General features: G+C 68.7%; 18 protein-coding genes and 1 riboswitch. Of the genes, 5 read left to right on the forward strand and 13 right to left on the reverse strand.

What is annotated here, in order from left to right; translation table 11 throughout:
* Positions 1 to 111 precede the first annotated feature (111 nt).
* From ruvB to aspS, 9 genes are all read right to left on the reverse strand, one after another.
* Complete coding sequence (gene ruvB / locus H8B22_RS03450) at positions 112 to 1,152, reverse strand: Holliday junction branch migration DNA helicase RuvB (protein WP_187712728.1); 1,041 nt, start codon at positions 1,150 to 1,152, stop codon at positions 112 to 114.
* Positions 1,153 to 1,285: 133 nt separating this feature from the next.
* Entirely contained in the window at positions 1,286 to 3,205 is a 1,920-nt protein-coding gene (locus H8B22_RS03455) for a potassium transporter Kup (protein ID WP_187712729.1), read from the reverse strand.
* A 37-nt stretch (positions 3,206 to 3,242) separates the two neighbouring features.
* Entirely contained in the window at positions 3,243 to 3,833 is a 591-nt protein-coding gene (ruvA, locus tag H8B22_RS03460) for a Holliday junction branch migration protein RuvA (protein ID WP_187713513.1), read from the reverse strand.
* On the reverse strand, positions 3,830 to 4,351 hold the full coding sequence (ruvC, locus tag H8B22_RS03465) for a crossover junction endodeoxyribonuclease RuvC (protein WP_187712730.1): 522 nt from the start codon (positions 4,349 to 4,351) through the stop codon (positions 3,830 to 3,832). Before ruvC ends, ruvA begins: the two co-directional genes overlap by 4 nt.
* Positions 4,352 to 4,369: 18 nt before the next feature.
* On the reverse strand, positions 4,370 to 5,101 hold the full coding sequence (locus H8B22_RS03470) for a YebC/PmpR family DNA-binding transcriptional regulator (protein ID WP_187712731.1): 732 nt from the start codon (positions 5,099 to 5,101) through the stop codon (positions 4,370 to 4,372).
* A gap of 104 nt (positions 5,102 to 5,205) precedes the next feature.
* Complete coding sequence (locus tag H8B22_RS03475; RefSeq protein ID WP_187712732.1) at positions 5,206 to 5,835, reverse strand: esterase/lipase family protein; 630 nt, start codon at positions 5,833 to 5,835, stop codon at positions 5,206 to 5,208.
* A gap of 32 nt (positions 5,836 to 5,867) precedes the next feature.
* Complete coding sequence (locus tag H8B22_RS03480; protein WP_187712733.1) at positions 5,868 to 6,389, reverse strand: GNAT family N-acetyltransferase; 522 nt, start codon at positions 6,387 to 6,389, stop codon at positions 5,868 to 5,870.
* A complete protein-coding gene (locus tag H8B22_RS03485) occupies positions 6,386 to 6,667 on the reverse strand; it encodes a DNA primase (RefSeq protein ID WP_187712734.1) in 282 nt (93 codons plus the stop codon). Before H8B22_RS03485 ends, H8B22_RS03480 begins: the two co-directional genes overlap by 4 nt.
* Positions 6,668 to 6,672: 5 nt before the next feature.
* Positions 6,673 to 8,445, reverse strand: a complete 1,773-nt coding sequence (aspS, locus tag H8B22_RS03490; protein WP_187712735.1) for an aspartate--tRNA ligase — start codon at positions 8,443 to 8,445, stop codon at positions 6,673 to 6,675.
* Positions 8,446 to 8,646: 201 nt separating this feature from the next.
* Here aspS and H8B22_RS03495 point away from each other — a divergent pair, with 201 nt between their 5' ends.
* Positions 8,647 to 9,741, forward strand: coding sequence for a DUF3011 domain-containing protein (locus H8B22_RS03495; RefSeq protein ID WP_187712736.1), 1,095 nt, complete (start codon positions 8,647 to 8,649; stop codon positions 9,739 to 9,741).
* Between the two features lie 103 nt (positions 9,742 to 9,844).
* On the opposite strand, the gene H8B22_RS03500 is transcribed toward H8B22_RS03495, so the two are convergent.
* Together H8B22_RS03500 and H8B22_RS03505 are read right to left on the reverse strand one after the other, a co-directional pair.
* A complete protein-coding gene (locus tag H8B22_RS03500) occupies positions 9,845 to 10,168 on the reverse strand; it encodes an FmdB family zinc ribbon protein (RefSeq protein ID WP_187712737.1) in 324 nt (107 codons plus the stop codon).
* Between the two features lie 84 nt (positions 10,169 to 10,252).
* Complete coding sequence (locus H8B22_RS03505; RefSeq protein ID WP_187712738.1) at positions 10,253 to 12,103, reverse strand: ABC-F family ATP-binding cassette domain-containing protein; 1,851 nt, start codon at positions 12,101 to 12,103, stop codon at positions 10,253 to 10,255.
* 168 nt (positions 12,104 to 12,271) lie between these two features.
* On the opposite strand from H8B22_RS03505, the gene ybaL reads away from it, so the two are divergent.
* Complete coding sequence (gene ybaL, locus H8B22_RS03510) at positions 12,272 to 13,954, forward strand: YbaL family putative K(+) efflux transporter (protein ID WP_187712739.1); 1,683 nt, start codon at positions 12,272 to 12,274, stop codon at positions 13,952 to 13,954.
* Between the two features lie 7 nt (positions 13,955 to 13,961).
* Complete coding sequence (locus tag H8B22_RS03515) at positions 13,962 to 14,609, forward strand: YceH family protein (RefSeq protein ID WP_187712740.1); 648 nt, start codon at positions 13,962 to 13,964, stop codon at positions 14,607 to 14,609.
* Between the two features lie 108 nt (positions 14,610 to 14,717).
* Here H8B22_RS03515 and btuB read toward each other — a convergent pair whose 3' ends face one another.
* Together btuB and clpB are read right to left on the reverse strand one after the other, a co-directional pair.
* Positions 14,718 to 16,643, reverse strand: coding sequence for a TonB-dependent vitamin B12 receptor (gene btuB, locus H8B22_RS03520; RefSeq protein ID WP_187712741.1), 1,926 nt, complete (start codon positions 16,641 to 16,643; stop codon positions 14,718 to 14,720).
* A gap of 118 nt (positions 16,644 to 16,761) precedes the next feature.
* Positions 16,762 to 17,007, reverse strand: a riboswitch (cobalamin riboswitch).
* Between the two features lie 313 nt (positions 17,008 to 17,320).
* Positions 17,321 to 19,933 (reverse strand): ATP-dependent chaperone ClpB, encoded by a 2,613-nt coding sequence (gene clpB, locus H8B22_RS03525; RefSeq protein ID WP_187712742.1) that lies wholly within the window; start codon positions 19,931 to 19,933, stop codon positions 17,321 to 17,323.
* A 130-nt stretch (positions 19,934 to 20,063) separates the two neighbouring features.
* Here clpB and otsB point away from each other — a divergent pair, with 130 nt between their 5' ends.
* Positions 20,064 to 20,834 (forward strand): trehalose-phosphatase, encoded by a 771-nt coding sequence (gene otsB / locus H8B22_RS03530; protein ID WP_187712743.1) that lies wholly within the window; start codon positions 20,064 to 20,066, stop codon positions 20,832 to 20,834.
* A 41-nt stretch (positions 20,835 to 20,875) separates the two neighbouring features.
* The gene (locus H8B22_RS03535) at positions 20,876 to 22,651 is read left to right on the forward strand and encodes a glycoside hydrolase family 15 protein (RefSeq protein ID WP_187712744.1); all 1,776 of its coding nucleotides are present in this window, start codon (positions 20,876 to 20,878) and stop codon (positions 22,649 to 22,651) included.
* Positions 22,652 to 22,658 lie beyond the last annotated feature (7 nt).

Here is a 22,658-nt window from a genome sequence, read left to right on the forward strand (position 1 = left end):
CACCCGGCTTCCGGCAAGCATGCCATCGCGCGTGGAAGTCGCTGCTGCGGCCGGGCGCAATCGTGATGGATCGATGCGGGGAAGTGCGCACGTGCTCACACTCCCCGCGGCTCATTCTTCGTTGTCGACCCGCTCGGCAAACAGGCCGGTTGCGCCGGCCTTCGGCTTGAAGCCCATGTGCCGGTACGCCTTGTGCGTCGCCATGCGCCCGCGTGCGGTGCGCACCAGGTAGCCCTGCTGGATCAGGTACGGCTCGATCACGTCCTCGAGCGTGCCGCGTTCCTCGCTCAACGCCGCCGCCAGCGATTCGACGCCGACCGGGCCGCCGTCGAAGGCATCGATGATCGTGGTGAGCAGGCGCCGGTCGAGATCGTCGAAACCTTCCGGGTCGACCTTCAACATCTTCATCGCCGCGTCGGCGACCTCGCGGGTGATCGCGCCGCTCGCCTTTACCTGCGCGTAGTCGCGCACGCGGCGCAGCAGGCGGTTGGCGATGCGCGGTGTGCCGCGCGAACGGCGGGCGATCTCCCCCGCGCCTTCGGCATCGCAATTGATGCCGAGGATCTGCGCGGAGCGGCGCACGATCCGGGTCAACTCCTCCGCGCTGTAGAACTCCAGGCGTTGCACGATGCCGAAGCGGTCGCGCAGCGGCGCGGTGAGCAGACCGGCGCGGGTGGTCGCGCCGATCAGGGTGAAGGGCGGCAGGTCGAGCTTGATCGAACGGGCCGCGGGGCCTTCGCCGATCATGATGTCGATCTGGTAGTCCTCCATCGCCGGGTACAGCACTTCCTCGACCACGGGCGAGAGGCGATGGATCTCGTCGATGAACAGCACGTCGTGCGGCTGCAGGTTGGTGAGCAGCGCAGCCAGGTCGCCCGCCTTCTCGATCACCGGCCCCGAGGTCTGGCGCAGGTTCACGCCCAGCTCGTTGGCGATGACATGGCTGAGCGTGGTCTTGCCCAGGCCGGGCGGGCCGAAGATCAGCACGTGATCGAGCGCTTCGCCGCGCTGCTTGGCCGCCTCGATGTAGATCTGCATCTGCTCGCGCACCGGCGCCTGGCCGAGGTATTCGTCCAGGCGCTTGGGCCGGATCGACGCCTCGATGGCGTCCTCTTCGCGCGTGGCGGCGGGGGAGACGATGCGGTCGTTCATTGAAAGCCGGGATTCGGGAGTAGTGATTCGGGATTCGGACAAGTAACGGCGGGAATGCTCGCACATTTGCCCTGGCGTGACCGGACGTCCGCTTTTGCGAATCCCCAATCCCGAATCACGAATCCCGCCCCCATCAGATCTCGATCTGCGCGCCCAGCTCCACCAGCCGGTTGCCCGGAATCCGGAAGAACCCGGTCGCCGGCGCCGCATTGCGATGCATGACCGCGAACAGCTTGTCGCGCCACACCGGCATGCCGCGGTGGCGGCTGGCAATCACGGTCTCGCGGCTGGCGAAGTACGTGGTCTCCATCGGATCGAAATGGATGCCGCCCTTGTCGCAGCTGCGCATCAGCGCCAGCGGCACGTCCGGCGTTTCCATGAAGCCGAACTTGATCAGCACCCGGTAGAAGTCCTCGCCGCCGATCGAATCGATCTTCAGGCGCTTCTCCTTCGGCGCGTACGGCACGTTGAGCGTCTCCACGGTCAGGAAGACGTTGCGTTCGTGCAGCACCTTGTTGTGCTTGAGGTTGTGCAGCAGCGCATGCGGCACCACGCCGGTCTGCGCGGTCAGGAAGATCGCCGTGCCCGGCACGCGCACGGGCGGCGCCAGCATCAGGCCGGGCAGGAAGGTGTCGAGCTGGATGCCTTCCTTGCGGATCTCCGCGTGCAGCAGTTCGCGCCCGCGCCGCCAGGTGCGCAGCACGGTGAAGACCAGGATGCCCAGCACCACCGGGAACCAGGCGCCGTCGAGGAACTTGATGCCGTTGGCGATCAGGAAGGCGATTTCCACGATGGCGAACAGCACGCACAGCGGCAGCACCCAACGGCGCGCCTTTGGCCACATGGTCCGGGCGACGAGCGCCAGCAGCATCGTGTCGATCAGCATTGTGCCGGACACCGACACGCCGTACGCCGATGCCAGCGCGGTGGACGTGCGGAACATCAGCACCAGCGAGATCACCGCGATCATCAGGGTCCAGTTGATCCCGGGGATGTAGATCTGGCCGATGGTTTCCTTCGAAGTGTGCTTGATCAGCATGCGCGGGATGTACCCCAGCTGCATCGCCTGGCGCGCCACCGAATACGCGCCGGTGATCACCGCCTGCGAGGCGATCACGGCCGCCATCGTCGCCAGCACGATCATCGGGTACAGCGCCCACTCGGGGACGCCCAGGTAGAACGGGTTCTTGGCGGCTTCCGGGTACTGCAGCAACAGCGCGCCCTGTCCGAGGTAGTTCAGCATCAGGCTGGGCAGGACGAAGAAATACCAGGCATAGCGGATCGGCCTGGCGCCGAAATGCCCCATGTCCGCATACAGCGCCTCGCCACCGGTTACCGCCAGCACCACCGCGCCGAGGATGAAGATGCCATGCCAGCCGTGATCCATGAAGAAATTCACGGCCCACACAGGATTGAACGCCTTGAGCACTTCGGGTGCATGGCCGATGTTGAGCAGGCCGATGGCCGCCAGCGATGCGAACCAGAGCACCGTGATCGGTCCGAATACGCGCCCCACCTTCTCGGTGCCGAAGCGCTGCGAGGCGAACAGCGCCACCAGCACCAGCAGGGTGAGCGGCACGATGTAGCTGTGCAGCTGCGGCGCCGCGACTTCCAGGCCTTCGATCGCCGACAGCGTGGTGATCGCGGGGGTGATCACGCCGTCGCCGAAGAACAGCGACGCGCCGAAGATGCCGAGGATGCCGACCGCATACGCCGACTTCGAGCCCTTGGGCAGGGTTCGCTGGGCCAACGCCATCAGGGCCATGATGCCGCCCTCGCCCTCGTTGTCGGCACGCATGATGATGGACACGTATTTCGCGGTGACCACGATCATCAGCGCCCAGAAGATCAGCGACAGGATGCCGAGCACGGTGTCGTGATTGGCGATCAGGCCGTAATGCGGCGTGAACGCTTCCTTCAGCGTGTACAACGGGCTGGTGCCGATGTCGCCGAAGACGACGCCGATCGCGCCGATGATCAATCCGAACAACCCCACGTTGCCATGGCCGTTATGGCCGTGAGCGTGGTTGTTGGTGGTGCTGGTAACGGCCATGGGCCTTCCCTGTAGGTAACGCTGAGGCGGTGAGGCGTCAACGAAGCGCGGACTTTAGCGCTTTGCGGATGATGGTGGCGGCGTCGTCGCCGGCGGCCACGGCGGCCGCGGCCATGCGCGACGCCTCCGCGGGCTTGTAACCGAGTTGCTGCAGGGCGATCACCGCTTCCGACTGCGGATCGGCCGGCGCGCCCGACGTATTCAAGGTCGCACCGATGCCGGCCAGATCGGCGGCACGGTCGCGCAGTTCGACGACCATGCGTTCGGCGGTTTTCTTGCCGATGCCGGGGATGCGGGTCAGCGCGGTGATGTCGCCGGCCTGCACCAGCCGCGCGAACTCGTCGACGCTCACGCCCGACAGCACCGCCAGCGCGATCTTCGCGCCGATGCCCGTGACCTTCTGCACGTCGCGGAACAGGCGGCGTTCGCCCTCGCGCAGGAAGCCGTACAGCGAGACGCTGTCCTCCTTCTGCGCGTAGTGGGTGAACAGCGCGACTTCGCGCCCCACCTCGGGCAGGTCGTAGACCGTGCTCATCGGTGCCTCGAGTTCGTAGCCGACGCCGTTGACGTCGACCACCAGCCACGGCGGCTGCTTGTGCACCAGGATGCCTTTCAGGCGGCCGATCATTTGCGTCCCCAAGCTTGTTTCGTACTGATGCCCAGCCGCAGCGCGGTCGAGCGCACGTGCGCATGCGTGATCGCCACGGCCAGTGCGTCGGCCGCGTCCGCCTGCAACTTGCCCTGCAGGCCCAGCATCACGCCGACCATGTGCTGGACCTGGACCTTGTCCGCGCCGCCCTGCCCGACCACGGCCAGCTTGATTTCCTTGGCGGCGTATTCGTGCACCGGCAGGTCGCGCATCACCGCCGCGCACAACGCGGCGCCACGCGCATGGCCGAGCTTGAGCGCGGCATCGGCGCTCTTGCCCATGAAGACCTTTTCGATCGCCACTTCGTCCGGCTTGTAGGTTTCGATGATGTCGGCGAGGCCATCGAGCAGGCGCTTGAGGCGCTGCGGGAATTCGCCCTCGCCCAATAGCAGCAACGGCGCATGGAAGACATGGCGCGCACGTCCGGTCGCATCGGCGTCGACAATGCCGACGCCGGTACGTTGCGAGCCGGGATCGATTCCCAGGATTCGGGTCACGTCAGCAGCTTACGCCGGTCAGGCGTAGGCGTCCTCGCCCAGGTCGGCGTTGGAATAGACGTTCTGCACGTCGTCCATGTCTTCGAGCCAGCGCAGCAGCTTGACGACCTGCTGCGCGGTATCGCCGCTGACGGCGATGTCGTTGTCGGCGCGCAGGGTGACTTCGGCCAGGTCCGGCTTCAGGCCCGCGGCTTCCATCGCCGCCTTCACGTCGTTGAAGGCCTCGGGCGCGGTGATGACGTCGATCGCGCCGTCTTCCGGGTACACGACGATGTCGTCGGCGCCGGCTTCGATCGCCGCTTCGGTGATCTGCTCTTCGCTGGCGCCCGACGCGTACGACAGCACGCCCAGCTTCTTGAACATGAAGGCCACCGAGCCGTCGGTGCCGAGGTTGCCGCCGAACTTGCCGAAGGCGTGGCGCACGTCGGCCACGGTGCGCACCTTGTTGTCGGTCAGGCAGTCGACGATCACCGCGACGCCGCCGGGCGCATAGCCTTCGTAGCGGATTTCCTCGTAGACGACACCTTCCAGTTCGCCCGTGGCCTTCTTGATCGCGCGTTCGATCACGTCCTTGGACATGTTCACGCCGAGCGCCTTGTCGACCGCCGCGCGCAGGCGCGGATTGCCGGACGGATCGCCGCCACCGGCACGCGCCGCAACGCCGATCTCGCGGATGATCTTGGTGAAGATCTTGCCGCGCTGGGCGTCGACCGCGTTCTTGCGGGCTTCGATGGAGGGGCCTCTACCCATGGGTGTTCCGTGCCGTGACTTGTGACGAAGTCGGGAATTTTAGCGCGCCGCAGCTTTGAGAGGCGTACCCGGCCCCGGGCCTGCCCCGGCGGGCCGGGCTGGGCCTACGGGGTCGCGTCCGCGTCGCCGGCAAAGTGCCCGGCACGGAAGAACCGGATCGCCAGCCGCGCCGCCTCGGTGGAAAACAGCATGCCGCTGTGGCTGGCACGGATGACCGCATGGTCGGCGAGCCCCGGCAGGCGGGTTTCGGCCACGGCGACCGAGCCGTCATGGGCGTCGGCGAAGTCGCCGAACACATGCCCCAGGCCGTGCGGCACCGATCCGGCGATCGAGCCGACCTGCGCGCGACCGCTCCATTGCTCGAAGCCCCGCTCCAGCAGGGGCGCGGCCTGTCCCAGCAGCGCCGCCGCCCATGGCCGCTGGCGCATGCCATGCACCGCGCGGCTGCCGTGCAGCGGCGACCCCAGGCAGACCACGCGCTCCACCGCGAGCGCGGGGTGGTCGTGCAGGGCTTGCATTGCAACCAGCCCGCCCAGGCTGTGCGCGAGGATGTGCGCGCTGTCCCGCGCCAGCAGGTCGCCCAGGCGCGCGACGGCCTCCTGCGGGCCGCGCGTCACGCCGTGGTAGCTGAAGGTCGTGCAGTCGAACCCGGCTTCGCGCAGCCGCGCGCCCAGCCAGGCCATGACCGGGCCGGGCATCCAGATGCCGTGGACGAGGATGACGCGCTGGGACATCGCGGAGAGCTCGGGGGCGAGATGCCGCCGTTTTACCCGCGCGGCACGCGCCGGTACATGAATTCGCGATCGCGTTGCTGGCCGACGATGAATTCGTATTCACCCGCCTTCTCGAAGCCGTAGCGGGCGTAGAAGCGCTGCGCGCCGTAGTTCTCCGACCACACGCTGATCCACAGCGGGCGCGGGCCGTCGCGTTCCAGCCAGGCCAGCGCCTGGTCGAACAGCTTTGCGCCCACGCCGCCACCCTGCACGCGGCCGCTCACGTACAGGCGCTTGAGCTCGCCGTGTTCCCGGCGGGCGTCCTCGTGCGGCAGGCCGCAGGGGCCGGCAAGCGCATAGCCGATCGCCTCGCCGTCGGCTTCGGCCAGCCACAGGGCGTACAGCGGGCTCTGCAGCAGCGTCTCGTAGGCGGACACCGCGTGCGATTCGTCGATGAACGCCTGCAGGTCCTGCGCCGAATAGAGGTGGCCGAACGCTTCGGTGAAGGTGGCCGCGCCCAGCGCCGCCAGCACGGCGGCGTCGGTCGGCACGGCGCGGCGCACGTGCGTGCTCACTCGTCGCCTTCTTCGGCTTCTTCGTCCGCGTCCTCGGACTCCTCGTCCTCTTCGCCGGACTCTTCCTCGTCGTCTTCGTACTCGTAGTCGTCCTCACCGAAGTCCTCGCCGTCCCAGCGGCCTTCGCCGTCGGGCACGAACGCCAGCGACTGCGAGGTGCCGGCCGTCAAACGCACCAGCCAGCCGCCGAACACGCGCGCGCGTTCGGTGGTGAACGTGTCGGACGCGCCTTCGTTGGCAAGCTTTTCCCACTCCAGGGCAAATGCGGGTTCGGTCATGGCGGTTATTCCTTCGCGGCCTTGGGGCGGACCTGCACGTGCACTTCGGCGAGTTGCACGTCCGGCACCGGCGACGGCGCACCGGTCATCAGGCACTGCGCGGTGGTGGTCTTGGGGAAGGCGATGACGTCGCGGATCGATTCGCTGCCGGCCATCAGCGCGGCGATGCGGTCGATGCCGAACGCGATGCCGCCGTGCGGCGGCGCGCCGTACTTGAGCGCGTCCAGCAGGAAGCCGAACTTGCCTTCCGCCTCTTCCGCGCCGATGCCGAGCAGCTCGAACACCGCCGACTGCATCTGCGAACTGTGGATGCGGATCGAACCGCCGCCGATCTCGTTGCCGTTGAGCACCATGTCGTAGCCGCGCGACACCGCGGTCTTGGCATTCGCGCGCAGGTCCTCGATCGAATCCACGGCCGGCGCGGTGAACGGGTGGTGCAGCGCGACGTAGCGCTTTTCCTCGTCGTCCCACTCGAACATCGGGAAGTCGGTCACCCACAGCGGGCGCCAGGCGTTCTCGATGAGGTTGAAGTCCTTGCCGGCCTTCAGGCGCACCGCGCCCATGAAGTCGCTGACCTTGTTGTAGGCACCGGCGCCGAAGAACACGATGTCGCCGTTGCCGGCGCCGACATGCTTCAGCAGCGCGGCGAAAGCGTCCTCGCTGAAGAACTTCGCGACCGGCGAATTCACCGCACCGGCGTCGTCGATCTTGGCGTAGGCCAGGCCCTTGGCGCCGAACTTGGCCGCATGCGCGGCGTATTCGTCGATCTGCTTGCGCGACAGCGCGGCGCCGCCGGGGATGCGCAGCGCGGCGACGCGGCCATCCGGATCGTTGGCGGCCGCGGTGAACACGGCGAATTCACTGGCCTTGACCAGTTCGGCGACGTCGACCAGTTCCAGCGCGATGCGCAGGTCGGGCTTGTCCGAGCCGTAGCGGCGCATGGCTTCGGCGTAAGTCATGCGCGGGAACTGCGCGTCGAGTTCGATCGCCATCACGTCGCGGAACACGAAGCGGATCATGTCCTCCACCGTGTCCTGCACGTCGCGTTCGGACACCCACGCGAACTCCATGTCGAGCTGGGTGAATTCCAGCTGGCGGTCGGCGCGCAGCGCCTCGTCGCGGAAGCAGCGCGCGATCTGGTAGTAGCGGTCGAAGCCCGCCATCATCAGGATCTGCTTGAACAGCTGCGGCGACTGCGGCAGCGCGTAGAACTCGCCCGGGTGCATGCGCGCCGGCACGAGGAAGTCGCGCGCGCCTTCCGGCGTGGCCTTGGTCAGGATCGGCGTCTCGATGTCCTGGAAGCCGCGCTCGTCGAGGTAACGGCGCAGCGCCGCGACCAGCTTGGTGCGCGTGCGCATCTTGCGCTGCATGTCCGGCGTGCGCAGGTCGAGGTAGCGGTACTTGAGGCGGATGTCCTCGCCCGGGTTCTCGTGGGCGTGGAACGGCAGCGGCTCGGCCTTGTTGAGCAGTTCGATCCTGGTCGCGACGACTTCGACCTGGCCGGTGCGGATCTTGCTGTTGACCGACTCGCGCTTGCGCACGACGCCGGTGATGCGCAGGCAGTCCTCGTAGCCGACGTGAGCGGCGGCTGACAGCACTTCGGCATTGCCAGGAACATTGGCGGCCGGTTCAGCCACGACCTGCACGATGCCTTCATGGTCGCGCAGGTCGATGAAGCACAGGCCGCCGAGGTTGCGGGCAACGTCGGCCCAGCCGCACAGGGTCACGGTCTGGCCGATCAGGGCCTCATCGATGAGGCCGCAGAAGTGGGTACGCATGGAGACTCCGGGAAATACACTCGATCCGGCCACGGTTGGAAGCAACGCCGCACAATGGGCGGCCGCCGTGGGCGGGGAAGACGGCATTTTAACGGCAGCGGCGCGTTACTTGCTGGCCGGCGCGGTACAGAAGGAAGCGGCGGGGAGGTTCCGTCGCGGGTTTCCAACCATCGAAGGCAACCATCCAAGAAGGGGAAGGTCATGAAGACGCTGTTGAAACCGCTGCTGGCGGCACTCTGCCTGCTGGCCCTGTCCGCGCCGGCGCTGGCGCAGTACCAGCCGCGGGCCTACGCCCCCGAGGACCTGCGCAGCCTGTCCTACAACGACCAGGTGCGGGTCATCCGCCTGGAATACCGCGAGCAGTCCGGCGGCCGCGAGATCGCCGACGACCAGCTGCGGTTCTACGTGGACCAGGTCAACCGCTCCAACTGGCGCTTCAGCGACATCAAGCGCGACATTTCGAAGTCGCTGGCGGGCTCGACCGGCCCCGGCCCCCTGCCGGGCGGCGCGATCCGCTGCGAAAGCCCCGACAACCGCAGCCGGGTCTGCCGCACGCCGTGGAGCGGCCCCTCGCGGCTGAGCCGGCAGATTTCCGACACCCGTTGCGAAGAAAGCCGCAACTGGAGCTCGCAGAACGGCCAGGTCACCGTCTGGGGTGGCTGCCGCGCCGAATTCGTCGAAGGCTGGGGTGGCGGCCAGGGCGGCGCGATCCGCTGCGAAAGCCCCGACAACCGCAGCCGGGTCTGCCGCACGCCGTGGAGCGGCCCCTCGCGGCTGAGCCGGCAGATTTCCGACACCCGCTGCGAAGAGGGCCGCAACTGGAGCTCGCAGAACGGCCAGGTCACCGTCTGGAGCGGCTGCCGCGCCGAATTCGTCGAAGGCTGGGGCGGCGGCCAGGGCGGCACGATCCGCTGCGAAAGCGCCGACAACCGCGTCGCCAACTGCCGCACGCCGTGGCGCGGCCGCTCGCAGCTGGTCCGCCAGCTCTCCGACCGGCGCTGCGTCGAGGGCCAGAACTGGAGCAGCAACAACGGCCAGGTCAACGTCTGGGCCGGCTGCCGCGGCGAATTCGCCCGTGCCGGCAGCGGTAGCGGTGGCGGCGACAACGGCTACACGGTGACCTGCGCCAGCCAGAACGGCGGCTACACCACCTGCAACTGGCCGCCGGGCCAGGGCCGGCCGCGCTTGATCCAGCAGCTGTCGACGCAGGCCTGCATCGAAGGCCGCACCTGGGGCATGGCCGGCAGCAACCGGATCTGGGTCAACGGCGGCTGCCGTGCCCGCTTCGGCAACTGAGCGACCCTGCTGGAATAAAGCAGGCTGGAAAGACAAACGGCGGCTCGCGCAAGCGGGCCGCCGTTCTTGTTTGCGGCCCGGGAGTTGCGGGCCTGAGCGCGGATCAGGCCGGCTTGGCGTCGGACTTCGCCGGCTCGGCCTTCTTCTCGGCCGGCTTGCTGTCTGCGGCCTTGGCTTCCGCGGGCTTGCTGCCCGACCCGGACGCAGCCGCGGCATCGCCGGCCAGGTTGCGCTTCTTGTCGCCGTCCTTCTTGAAGTCGGTTTCGTACCAGCCGCCGCCGGCCAGGCGGAACTGCGGCGCGGTCAGCTGGCGACGCACCTGGGCCTCATTGCAGGCCGGGCAGTGCGCCGGATCCGGGTCCGAGAGCTTCTGCAGACGGTCGAAGCTGTGGCCGCAGGCGGCGCATTCGAAGGCGTAGATCGGCATGGCGGGAAGGTGAGGCGAACGGACGAACTGGGTGGATGAGGGCGATTGCGGCCGGAATCAAGCGGCCGCCCACAGCGTGTGGACTCAGGCGGCGTCGTACAACTGCAGCAGCGCGCCTTCCGCGTCCGCCAGTTGCGCCACCAGCGCATCGCGCTGGCGCGACAGTTCGGCGGCGTTGGTGCCGCCGTCGGCGTAGACGTCGGGGTCGGCCAGGTCCATGTCGATCGCGTGCAGTTTGGATTCCAGCTCGGCCACGCGCGCTTCAGCCTGCGCCAGCTTGACCGGGTTCGGCGGCTTCTTCTTGTTCGCCGCCACGGTCGGTGCCGGCGCGGCCTTGGCCGATGCCTTGGGCTTGCTGTCCGCCGCTTCGCGCGTGCGCAGCCACACCGCGTAGGCGTCGAGGTCGCCGTCGAACGGCTGCGCCACGCCGTCGGCCACGCGCCAGAACGTCTCGCAGACCAGGCCGATCAGGTGGCGGTCGTGCGAGACCAGCACGATCGCGCCGTCGAACGTCGCCAGCGCTTCGGCCAAGGCCTCGCGCATGTCGAGGTCGAGGTGGTTGGTCGGTTCGTCGAGCAGCAGCACGTTGGGCTGGCGCCACGCGATCAGCGCCAGCGCCAGGCGCGCGCGTTCGCCACCGGAGAACTTGTCGACCGATTCGAACGCGCGGTCGCCGGGGAAATTCCACTTGCCGAGGAAGTCGCGCAGCTGCTGCGTCGACACGCCCGGGGCGATGTCGCCGAGGTGGTCGATCGGGCTGGTGCCTTCGCGCAGCGATTCCACCGTGTGCTGGGCGAAGTAGCCGATGCGCAGGTCGGGATGGCCGCCGCGCTCGCCGTCGAGCAACGGGATCTCGCCGACCAGCGACTTCACCAGGGTCGACTTGCCGGCGCCGTTGGGACCGAGCAGGGCTACGCGGTCGCCGGCTTCGAGGATGAAGCCCACCTGGTCCAGGACCGTGTGCTCGCCATAGCCGCAATCGGCGTGCATCAGGCGCAACAGCGCATGCGGCAACTTCGCCGGCGCCGGGAATTCGATGCGCAGCGCGCGCTCCACGCGCACCGCTTCGGTATTGGCCATCTTGGCCAGGCGCTTGACCCGCGACTGCGCCTGCTTGGCCTTGGCGGCGCTGGCGCTGAAGCGGTCGATGAAGCTCTGCAGGTGCGCGCGCTCGGCTTGCACCTTCTCGTGGGTGATCTGCTGCAGGCGCAGGTGTTCGGCGCGCTGGCGCTCGAACGCGGTGTAGTCGCCGGTGTAGAGCTTGGCCTTGCCGTCGTGCAGGTGCAGCGTGTGCGTGGTGACCTCGTCGAGGAACTCGCGGTCGTGCGAGATCAGCAGCAGCGTGCCCGGGTATTTCAGCAGCCACTGCTCCAGCCACAGCACCGCATCGAGGTCCAGGTGGTTGGTCGGTTCGTCGAGCAGCAGCAGGTCCGACGGTGTCATCAGCGCGCGCGCGAGGTTCAGGCGCACGCGCCAGCCACCGGAGAATTCCTTCACCGCGCGTTCGTGGGTGTCGGCGGTGAAGCCCAGGCCGTGCAGCAGCTTGCCGGCGCGCGCGGTGGCGTCGTAGCCACCGAGTTCTTCCAGCTTGTGGTGCGCTTCGGCGACGGCTTCCCAGTCCTCGCGCTCCATCGCCTCGCGCTCGGCACGCAGCACCGCGTGCACGGCGGCATCGCCGGAGAGCACGAAGTCGAGCGCGGGGTCGTCCAGCGCCGGGGTTTCCTGCGCGACGCTGGCGATGCGCACGCGCGCGGGCACGTCGATGTCGCCGCGGTCGGCCTCGACGTCGCCCTGGATCGCCGCGAACAGCGAGGACTTGCCGGTGCCATTGCGGCCGATGACGCCCAGGCGCCAGCCTGCCTGCAAGGTCAGGTCGACGTTGGACAAAAGGAGGCGTTCGCCCCGGCGCAGGGCGAAATCACGGAAGGCGATCATGGCCTGTATTGTACGGGGACAGCCCGGCCAATCCGCCCGCACCGGCCAGCACCGACCTGATCGGCGCCCCCGCGGGCTTTGCGGGATCGGTCCGCTGCCGCGGCCGCGCTGGACCCCGCCCCGCTTCGGCCCCATTGAGGCATCCGCCCCCATCGACAACGAGGTCGAATGCACCACACCTCCCTCATCGCCATCCTCGTCGCCGGCTTCGGCCTGGCCTTCATCTTCGGCGCGCTCGCGCAGCGCCTGCGCCTGTCGCCGCTGGTGGGCTACCTGGTCGCCGGCATCATCGCCGGGCCGTTCACCCCGGGCTTCGTCGGCGACCAGACGCTGGCACCGCAGCTGGCCGAGATCGGCGTGATCCTGCTGATGTTCGGCGTCGGCCTGCACTTCTCGCTGAAGGACCTGCTCGAGGTGAAGCGGATCGCGGTGCCGGGGGCGCTGGTGCAGATCGTGTTCGTGTCGCTGCTGGGCTGGGGACTGGGGCGCTGGTTCGGCTGGGACAACGGTGCGGCGCTGGTGTTCGGCATCTCGCTGTCGGTGGCCAGCACCGTGGTGGTGCTGCGCGCGCTGGAGGAACGCCGCCTGCTCGACACCACGCGCGGCCGCATCGCCGTGGGTTGGCTGATCGTCGAAGACCTGGTGATGGTGCTGGTGCTGGTGCTGCTGCCGGCGATGGTCGGCATGCTCAAGGGCGAAGGCGGCGACGCCACCGCGATCCTCGCCGAACTGATCAAGACCGTGTTCAAGGTCGGCGCGTTCATCGCGGTGATGCTGCTGGTCGGCCGCCGCGTGGTGCCGTGGATCCTCGAACGCGTCGCCGGCACCGGCTCGCGCGAACTGTTCACCCTGTGCGTGCTGGCGATCGCGCTGGGCGTGGCGTTCGGTTCGGCCGAACTGTTCGGCGTGTCGTTCGCGCTGGGTGCGTTCTTCGCCGGCTTGCTGCTCAACGAATCCGAATTCAGCCACGAAGCAGCGAACGAGACCCTGCCGCTGCGCGACGCGTTCGCGGTGCTGTTCTTCGTTTCGGTGGGCATGCTGTTCAACCCGAGCATCCTGATCGAACGCCCGGTGGAGGTGCTGGCGACGTTCGCGATCGTGGTCGCCGGCAACGGCATCGCCGCGTGGACGGTGGCGCGCCTGCTCGGCAAGACCGGTTCGACCGCGCTGCTGCTGGCGATCGCGCTGTCGCAGATCGGCGAGTTCTCCTTCATTCTCGCCGGCCTCGGCGTGCAGCTCGACGTGCTGCCCAAGGACGGCCAGGACCTGATCCTGGCCGGCGCGCTGCTCTCGATCACCTTCAACCCGCTGCTGATGGCGTGGCTGGACAGCCGCGTCGCGGCCGAGAAGCGCGTCGCGCAGAAGCTGGCCGACGACGAGGCGCCGCCGATCCCGGAAGGCATCCGCGACCACGTGCTGCTGGTCGGCTACGGCCGCGTCGGCCGCGAGCTCGCGCGCGTGCTGCGCGAGCACGGCGTGCCGCTGGTGGTGATCGACGGCGAGGACCACCTGGTCGAGCGCGCCCGCGCCGACGGCCTGCCCGCGATCCGCGGCAACGCCGTCAACGAGAACGTGCTGCGCGAGGCCATGCCCGAACGCGCGCACATGGCGCTGCTGGCGATCCCCAACGCGCTGGAAGCGGGCGAGATCATCGCCACGCTGAAGAAGGTCAACCCGACGCTGAGCATCGTCGCCCGCGGCCACAGCGACAACGAGGTCAAGCACCTGCTCGACCACGGCGCCGATGCCGCGGTGATGGCCGAACGCGAGCTTGCCCACAGCTTCGCCGAGATGGTGATGGCCACCCCGCCCTATCGCGGCGCGCGCCACTTGCCGCCGGCCACCACCTGAGGTCGCCATGTCCGAAGAATCCCCCTCCCCCGCACCGCGTCTCTCCCCGCTCGACGCGCGCATCCTCGGCGCGCTGGTCGAAAAGGAAGCGACGACGCCGGATGCCTACCCGCTCACGCTCAACGCGCTCGTGCTCGCCTGCAACCAGAAGACCGCGCGCGAACCGTTGATGGAACTCGACGCGGACGCGGTCGCGCACGCGCTGCGCCAGCTCGAACCCAAGGGCTGGGTGAAGTCGCAGCATTCCAGCCGCGCCGAGCGCTATACGCACCGGGTCGAACGCGTGCTGGAGGTCACCCAACCGCAATGCGCGCTGCTCGCGTTGCTGATGCTGCGCGGGCCGCAGACTGCACACGAGCTGCTGACGCGCAGCGAGCGCATGGCGAAATTCGAATCCGCCGACGACGTGGTCCACGCCCTGGACCGGCTGGCGAGCCGCGGGCTGGCGACGGTGTTGCCGCGGCAGAGCGGGCAACGCGGCGATCGCTACGCGCACCTGCTGTGCGGCGAACCCGACGCGGGCGCGTTCGTGCAGGAAGCGCCGATGGCTGGCGCGCGTGGCGGCCTCGCCGAACGCGTCGCTGAACTGGAAGCACGGGTCGCGGAACTCGAGGCGCGACTGGCGGCGCTGGCGCCGGGCGATGCCGGCGCGTAGTCCGCGCCGGATTTCAGGCAAGCGCGCTTTTCACGAGCGCGCTTTTCATGAGCGCGTCCTTCAAGCCAACGCGCCACTCCCGCTGCGGGAGTGGCGCGCGTCCGCGACTCACTCCGCGGGTTGGTAGCGCAGGGTCAGCAGGTAGTTGCGTCCCAGCTGGTTGAAGTAGCGGACGGTCTCGTAGGACTTGTCGAACACGTTGTTCACGCTGAGCGCGAGGTTCCAGTCCGTGCCGAAGCGGTAGGCGGCGCGCAGGTCGGTGGTGGCGTAGCCGCCCAGCTCGGCAATGTTCGCCAGCTCGTCGAAACGACGGCTGGCGCCGGTCACGCTGGCGCCCACGCTGAAGCGGCCGAAGCTGCGGTCCGCGTCGAGGCGACCGCTGCGGCGGGCACGGCGCGGCAGCAGGTTGCCGTCGCTGGGGGCGGATTCGCTGCGCGGGTCCAGCCAGCTGGCACTGCCGCGCAGATCCCAGCCGGCGAGCGTGGTGTTGCCGCTCAGCTCGACGCCGCGGATGCGGGCCTCGCCCACGTTGATCGGCATGCCGAACGGATGGTTCGCGTCGGTCGTCATCCAGTCGAAGACGATCAGGTCCTCGATCCGGGTCTGGAACGCGTTGACCGACCAGCCGCCCCAGCCGTGCTTGCCGCGCAGGCCCAGCTCGGCGCTGCGCGAGGTCTCCGGCTGCAACTCCGGGTTGTCGAACAGCGGGTAGTACAGGTCGTTGAAGGTCGGCGCCTTGAACGCGGTGCCGTAACTGGCGGTCAGGCGCAGTGCCGGCGTGAAGTCCCAGCCCCACAGCGCGCTGCCGGTGGTCTCGCCGCCGAACTGGCTGTTGTCGTCGCGGCGCACGCTCGCCTGCAGCGAGTGCGCACCGAACGTCTGCTGCCACTGGCCGAACAGCGCGCGGTTGGTGCGCTCGTCCACGGCAAAGCCAACGGTGCTGTCGACCTGGTCACGGCTCCAGTCGAAACCGGCGCTCCAGGTGCCGCCGCGGGCGACGACGTCGGCTTGCAGCGAGCCCTGGTCGCGGCGCGTTTCGAACAGGCTGAAGAACACGCCCTCGCCGAAATCGCGGCTGCGGTCCAGGCTCTGGCCCAGGTTCAGGGTGAACGTCGCGGCATCGCCCGCACGGTAGCGCGCACGCGCGCCGGCGACCTGCTGCACGACCTTGGATTCGTTCGGCGAGGGGAAGAACGGATCGGCGTAGTTGCCGTCGTATTCGTTCTCGCCTTCGGCGCGCAGCGCCTTGAGTTCGACGTCCAGCTGGCCGAAGCGGTAGCCGCCGCGCACCGACACCGAATTGTTGGTGTAGCCGTCGCGGTCGGGCTCGTCGGTGAAGCAGCCGCCGGTGTAACCGAAGGGCCCCAGCGGGCTGGGACGGCAGGCGTTGATGCCATCGGTGGTGTCGTGCGCGAGGTTGAGCGCATACCAGCCGTCACCGCTGCGACCACTCACGCCCGCGCTGGCCTTGTACGTGGCGTAGTTGCCGCCGGCCACGCTGAAGGTCGGCGCGAACGCGGACTGCGGGCGGCGGGTGAAGACCTGGATGACGCCGCCGATCGCCTCCGACCCGTACAGGCTGGAGAACGGTCCACGCACGATCTCGATGCGCTCGATCTGCTCGACCGGGAGGTCCTGCAGCGCCGCGGTACCCGCGGTCGCCGAACCGACCTGCAGGCCATCGACCAGCACCAGCACGTGGCCGGCATTGGTGCCACGGACGTAGGCGGAGCTCAACTTGCCGGCACCGCCGGAATTGCCGATGCCCACGCCCTGCGCCGAGCGCAGCAGGTCCGGCAGCGAACGCGGCTGCAGGCGCTCGATGTCGGCACGGGTGATCACGTCGATCGCAGCCAGCGTGGCGTCCTGGGTCTGCGCGGTGCGGGTCGCGGTGACGACGACGTCGTCGAGGTCGGTGGCGTCCGGCGCGGCAGTTTCGGCGGCGAATGCCGGCGCGATCGCGCAGAGCAGGCCCGTCGCCAGCAGCGCGCGGCGCGGGGCACGGGAAATCCGGTGTTGCAGGGAACGTTGCATGAAGAGCGCACTCCTTGGCCGCGCCTGTCCCGCGCGGTGGATCGATGGAAGACAGGCGGAAAGGAAGGCGAGGCGGCACGCGAAGGACGCGCATAGCCCGCGTCACAAGCCCACCGCTTGTCGGGTCAGGCCTTGGGCCGGTCTCCGGGCTCGTGCGTGACGCTCGATCGCGTCCGGGAGCGGCGCCTTCCCGTGCCGATGGCACAGTGGCATTCGCCGGTCCCGAGCCTTCCTGGCTCAACACTTACCGTTGCGGGGGCAGCTCCGGAATTGCTCGTCGCGTCGACCAGACGCGCGGCGCACCGGATTCCCGTTTCAACCCGCCAGCCACTGGCCGGGGGTCACCTCAGGCGGCGCGCAGTCTAGCAGGTCGCCGCAACGCACCAGGGCGTTGACTTATGACATTGCGTGGTGAGTAGGCATCGCATGGTGGAGCGATGCCTGCCCCTTCTCCTCGTTGGCGACATTGCGTGGCGAGGAGGGAGGACGCTTTCCCCTCTCCCGCTGGCGGGGAGAGGGTGCCCGCGGGGCGGGTGCGCAGCGAGCTGCTTTTGCTGGTGCTTGTTCGCGAAGCCGAAGCAACTCGCTTCGCTCGCCACCCCTCATCGGCCCTGCGGGCATCTTCTCCCCGCAGGCGGGGAGAAGACGAAGGTTCGACGTTCGGCGCCTGCTGCGAACTAGCCCTTGCGGAACACCAGGTGCCCGCCCTCCGCATCGACCTGCACCGTATCGCCGCTGGCGAACTCGCCGGCGAGGATGCGCTGCGCCAGCGGATTCTCCAGCTGCTGCTGCACCGCGCGCTTGAGCGGACGCGCGCCGTACACCGGGTCGAAACCGACATTGCCGAGCAACGTCAGCGCGTTGTCCGACAGCGCCAGCTTCAGGCCGCGCTCGGCCAGGCGCTTGTCGAGGCCGCGCAGCTGGATCCTGGCGATCTCGCGGATCTGCGCCTTGTCGAGCGGATGGAACACGACGATGTCGTCGAGGCGGTTGATGAACTCCGGCCGGAAATGCGCCTGCACCACACCCATCACCGCCGCCTTCATCTGCGTGTAGGCCGCGGCTTCGGATGCCTTGGCATCCGAACCGAGCACGCTGTCGCTGGACATGTCCTGGATCATCTGGCTGCCGAGGTTCGACGTCATGATGATCACCGTGTTGCGGAAATCGACGGTGCGGCCCTGGCCATCGGTGAGGCGGCCGTCGTCGAGCACCTGCAGCAGGATGTTGAACACGTCCGGGTGCGCCTTCTCGACCTCGTCGAGCAGGATCACGCTGTACGGACGCCGCCGCACCGCCTCGGTGAGGTAACCGCCCTCTTCGTAGCCGACGTAACCCGGAGGCGCGCCGACCAGGCGGCTCACCGCGTGCTTCTCCATGAACTCGCTCATGTCGATGCGCACCATCGCGTCGCTGCTGTCGAACAGGAACTCGGCCAGCGCCTTGGACAGTTCGGTCTTGCCCACGCCGGTCGGGCCGAGGAACAGGAACGAGCCCGACGGCCGGTTCGGATCGGACAGGCCCGCGCGCGAACGGCGCACGGCGTCGGACACGACCTTGATCGCCTCTTCCTGGCCGACCACGCGCGTGTGCATGTGCTCTTCCATCTTCAGCAGCTTCTCGCGCTCGCCTTCGAGCATCTTGCTGACCGGGATGCCGGTCCAGCGCGACACCACCTCGGCGATTTCTTCCGCGGTGACCTTGTCCTGCAGCAGCGAGAAGCCCTTGGTCTCGGCTTCCTGCGCCGCCTTCAGCTGCTTCTCCAGCTCCGGCAGCTTGCCGTACTGGATCTCGCTCATCGCGGCGAAATCCTGCTTGCGCTGCGCGGCCTCCAGTTCGAGCTTGGCGGCTTCGATCTGCTCCTTGATCCTGGTGGCTCCCTGCAGCGTGGCCTTCTCCGCCTTCCACACTTCCTCGAGGTCGTTGAACGCGCGCTCGAGCGTGGCGATCTCGGCCTCGAGGTCGGCCAGGCGCTGCTTCGATTCGGCGTCCTTCTCCTTCTTCAGCGCCTCGCGCTGGATCTTGAGCTGGATCAGGCGGCGCTCCTTGCGGTCGAGCTCCTCCGGCTTGGAGTCGATCTCCATGCGGATGCGCGAGGCAGCTTCGTCCATCAGGTCGATGGCCTTGTCGGGCAGCTGGCGGTCGGCGATGTAGCGGTTGGACAGCGTGGCGGCAGCGACGATGGCGGGATCGGTGATTTCCACGCCGTGGTGCACGGCGTACTTCTCCTTGAGTCCGCGCAGGATCGCGATGGTGTCCTCGACCGACGGCTCGCCGACGAACACCTTCTGGAAGCGGCGCTCCAGCGCGGCGTCCTTCTCCACGTACTTGCGGTATTCGTCGAGCGTGGTCGCGCCGATGCAGTGCAGCTCGCCGCGCGCGAGCGCGGGCTTGAGCATGTTGCCTGCGTCCATCGCGCCCTCGGCCTTGCCGGCGCCGACCATGGTGTGCAGTTCGTCGATGAACAGGATCACCTGGCCTTCGTTCTTGGCCAGGTCGTTGAGCACGGCCTTCAGCCGTTCCTCGAATTCGCCGCGGAACTTGGCCCCGGCGATCAACGCGCCCATGTCCAGCGACAGCACGCGCTTGCCGCGCAGGCCTTCGGGCACCTCATTGTTCACGATGCGCTGGGCGAGGCCCTCGACGATCGCGGTCTTGCCGACGCCGGGCTCGCCGATCAGCACCGGGTTGTTCTTGGTGCGGCGCTGCAGGACCTGGATGGTGCGGCGGATTTCCTCGTCGCGCCCGACCACCGGATCGAGCTTGCCGGATTCGGCGCGCGCGGTCAGGTCGATGGTGTACTTCTCCAGCGCCTGGCGCTGGTCCTCGGCGTTTTCCGATTGCACGGCTTCACCTCCACGCAGCTTGTCGATCGCGGCTTCGAGTTTCTGCTTGTTCGCGCCGGCGGCCTTCAGCGCGCGGCCGACGTCGCCGCCGTCGTCGAGGGCGGCGAGCACGAACAGCTCGGAGGCGATGAAGGCATCGCCCCGCTGTTGCGCGAACTTGTCGGTGACGTTGAGCAGGCGCGCCAGGTCGTTGCCGACGCTGACGTTGCCGGCCTGGCCGGTGACCTTGGGCAGCTTGTCCAGCGACTCGCCCAGCCGCTCGCGCAGCAACGGCACGTTGACGCCGGCCTGGGCCAGCAGCGGGCGCGTGCTGCCGCCGCTCTGGTCGATCAGCGCGGTCATCAGGTGCACCGGTTCGATGAAATTGTTGTCGCGTCCGACGGCGAGCGACTGTGCGTCGCTCAAGGCCTGCTGGAAGCGCGAGGTGAGCTTGTCCATTCGCATGGGGGACCTCGGAGGCAAAGGGGCGGCCAACGCCGCAATGCCACCGAGATGCGGTCGCGGCGCGGGCTTTCAAGCGCCCGGCGCGGGGCCATCCACCTGACGCTTACATACCGATCAGCACAATGGCCGTATGAGCGCAGACCCTTCCCGCCTGCCGCGCCCGCCGCTGCCTTCTGCCGACTGGGCCCTGTTCCTCGACGTTGACGGCACGCTGCTGGATTTTTCGTGCACGCCGGACGGGGTGCACGTGCCCATGGACCTGCTCGGCGACCTGCGTCGCCTGCACGCGGCCCTCGGCGGTGCCCTGGCCCTGGTCAGCGGCCGGCGCCTGGAAACCCTCGACGCGCTGTTCTCGCCGCTGCAGCTGCCCGCCATCGGCCTGCACGGCCTGCAGCGGCGCGGTGCGAACGACGCGGGCCATGCGCCGCCGCACGAACTGGCTTCGGTGCTGGCCGCCGCGCGCGACCTGGCCGCGAAGTACCCCGGCGCGCTGGTCGAGGACAAGGGCATCACCCTCGCGCTGCACTGGCGCAACGCGCCGGCGGCGGAGGAACCGCTGCACGAATTCGCGAACTCGGTGCTGATCGACCTGCCCGGCTACGCCTTGCAGCCGGGGCGCGACGTGATCGAACTGCGTCCCGACGGCCACGACAAGGGCGATGGAATCGCCGCCCTGCTCGACACCGCGCCCTTCCGCGGCCGCATGCCGGTGTTCATCGGCGACGACTACACCGACGAGCACGGCTTCGACGCAGTGAACGCACGCCATGGCCTCAGCGTGCTGGTCGGTACGCGCGCGGACAGCGCGGCCACGCACGCCCTGCACGACCCGCTGTCGGTACGCGCGTGGCTGCGCGACGCCGCGCACGCGCTTGCGCCCGAGGTGGCGGCGGCGACCTGACCACGGCCCGCTGGCCCCACGACGAAAGGATTTCCTTGCGCATGACCACGCTCGACCTTGGCATCATCGGCAATGGCAGCATCGCAGCACTCGTCGACGCACGCGCCCGCATCGTCTGGGCCTGCGTCCCCGCCTTCGACGGCGACCCGACCTTCTGCGCGCTGCTCTCGCCGACGGCCGGCGACGGCGGCGACTACACGATCGAACTGCAGGACTGCGTCGCCGCCGAACAGCAGTACCTGCCGAACACCGCGATCCTGCGCACGGTGCTGCGCGACGGCAACGGCGGTGCGGTGGAGATCACCGACTTCGCGCCGCGCTGGCGCCAGCACGACCGCTTCTTCCGCCCGGTGATGCTGATGCGGCGCCTGCGCCCGCTGTCAGGCAGTCCGCGCATCCGCGTACTGCTGCGACCGCTGGCCGACTACGGCGCGCGCGTCCCGGAAATCACCTGGGGCAGCAACCACGTGCGTTACCTGGTGCCGGGCTTCACCCTGCGCCTGACCAGCGACGTGCCGGTGCGGATGGTGCGCGATGCGCTGCCGTTCGTGCTCGACCGCGACATGCACCTGGTGCTGGGGCCCGATGAAACCCTGACCCAACCGGTCGGCCCCTACGTGCGCCTCGCCGAAGAACGCACGCTGGAGTACTGGCGCGAGTGGACGCGTTACCTGTCGATCCCGCTGGAGTGGCAGGAAGCGGTGATCCGCAGCGCGATCACGCTGAAGCTGTGCCAGTACGAGGACACCGGCGCGATCGTCGCCGCGATCACCACCTCGATCCCGGAAGCGCCGCACACCGTGCGCAACTGGGACTACCGCTACTGCTGGCTGCGCGATGCGGCCTTCGTGGTCCGCGCGCTCAACCGCCTGGGTGCGACGCGCACCATGGAGGACTACCTGCGCTACCTCTCCAACCTCGCCACGTTCGAATCCGGCGCGCTGCAGCCGCTGTACGGCATCGGCTTCGAGACCGAACTGGCGGAAGAGGAAGTGCCGTCGCTGGCCGGCTATCGCGGCATGGGCCCGGTGCGCCGCGGCAACCTCGCCTGGCTGCAGAAGCAGCACGACGTGTACGGCAGCGTGGTGCTGGCCTCGACGCAGCTGTTCTTCGACCAGCGCCTGTACCGCCCGGGCGACGCGACCAGCTTCGCGCGGCTGGAACCGGTCGGCGAGCGCGCCTACGAACTGTACGAACAACCCGACGCCGGCCTGTGGGAATTCCGCGGCCGCGCCGAGACGCACACCTACTCCGCCGCGATGTGCTGGGCGGCCTGCGACCGGCTGGCGAAGATCGCGCTGCACCTGGACCTGCCCGAGCGCGCCGCGCTCTGGAGCACCCGTGCCGACCGCATGCACGTGCGGATCATGGACGCCGCGCTGGACGACGAACGCGGCCACTTCGTCGACACCTTCGGCGGCCACCGGCTGGACGCGTCGCTGCTGCTGCTCGCCGACCTGGGCTTCGTCGCCGCGGACGATCCGCGCTTCATCGCCACGGTGGAGGCGATCGGCCGCGAGCTCAAGCGCGGCGACGCGCTGTTCCGCTACACCGCCGCGGACGACTTCGGCGTGCCGGAGACGAGCTTCACCATCTGCACGTTCTGGTACATCGACGCGCTGGCCGCGATCGGGCGCATGGACGAGGCGCGCGGCATGTTCGAGCGCCTGCTGGCCAAGCGCAATCCGCTGGGCCTGCTGTCGGAGGACCTGTCCTTCGAGGACGAGGCCTGGGGCAATTTCCCGCAGACGTATTCGCACGTCGGCCTGATCATCGCCGCGATGCGGTTGTCGCGACCGTGGCGGGACGCGGTGTGAGCGGGCT

The sequence above is a fragment of the Lysobacter terrestris genome (assembly GCF_014489475.1).
Lineage (GTDB): Bacteria > Pseudomonadota > Gammaproteobacteria > Xanthomonadales > Xanthomonadaceae > Agrilutibacter > Agrilutibacter terrestris.

What these genes read in the sequence shown, in the direction of transcription:
- H8B22_RS03455 (WP_187712729.1), bottom strand. Translation starts at nt 3,205, where the DNA reads ATGGCCGTTACCAGCACCACCAACAACCACGCTCACGGCCATAACGGC.
- H8B22_RS03470 (WP_187712731.1), bottom strand. Translation starts at nt 5,101, where the DNA reads ATGGGTAGAGGCCCCTCCATCGAAGCCCGCAAGAACGCGGTCGACGCC.
- H8B22_RS03515 (WP_187712740.1), top strand. Translation starts at nt 13,962, where the DNA reads ATGTCCGAAGAATCCCCCTCCCCCGCACCGCGTCTCTCCCCGCTCGAC.
- H8B22_RS03485 (WP_187712734.1), bottom strand. Translation starts at nt 6,667, where the DNA reads ATGACCGAACCCGCATTTGCCCTGGAGTGGGAAAAGCTTGCCAACGAA.
- aspS (WP_187712735.1), bottom strand. Translation starts at nt 8,445, where the DNA reads ATGCGTACCCACTTCTGCGGCCTCATCGATGAGGCCCTGATCGGCCAG.
- ruvB (WP_187712728.1), bottom strand. Translation starts at nt 1,152, where the DNA reads ATGAACGACCGCATCGTCTCCCCCGCCGCCACGCGCGAAGAGGACGCC.
- H8B22_RS03495 (WP_187712736.1), top strand. Translation starts at nt 8,647, where the DNA reads ATGAAGACGCTGTTGAAACCGCTGCTGGCGGCACTCTGCCTGCTGGCC.
- clpB (WP_187712742.1), bottom strand. Translation starts at nt 19,933, where the DNA reads ATGCGAATGGACAAGCTCACCTCGCGCTTCCAGCAGGCCTTGAGCGAC.
- H8B22_RS03535 (WP_187712744.1), top strand. Translation starts at nt 20,876, where the DNA reads ATGACCACGCTCGACCTTGGCATCATCGGCAATGGCAGCATCGCAGCA.
- ruvA (WP_187713513.1), bottom strand. Translation starts at nt 3,833, where the DNA reads ATGATCGGCCGCCTGAAAGGCATCCTGGTGCACAAGCAGCCGCCGTGG.
- ybaL (WP_187712739.1), top strand. Translation starts at nt 12,272, where the DNA reads ATGCACCACACCTCCCTCATCGCCATCCTCGTCGCCGGCTTCGGCCTG.
- H8B22_RS03500 (WP_187712737.1), bottom strand. Translation starts at nt 10,168, where the DNA reads ATGCCGATCTACGCCTTCGAATGCGCCGCCTGCGGCCACAGCTTCGAC.
- btuB (WP_187712741.1), bottom strand. Translation starts at nt 16,643, where the DNA reads ATGCAACGTTCCCTGCAACACCGGATTTCCCGTGCCCCGCGCCGCGCG.
- otsB (WP_187712743.1), top strand. Translation starts at nt 20,064, where the DNA reads ATGAGCGCAGACCCTTCCCGCCTGCCGCGCCCGCCGCTGCCTTCTGCC.
- H8B22_RS03505 (WP_187712738.1), bottom strand. Translation starts at nt 12,103, where the DNA reads ATGATCGCCTTCCGTGATTTCGCCCTGCGCCGGGGCGAACGCCTCCTT.
- H8B22_RS03475 (WP_187712732.1), bottom strand. Translation starts at nt 5,835, where the DNA reads ATGTCCCAGCGCGTCATCCTCGTCCACGGCATCTGGATGCCCGGCCCG.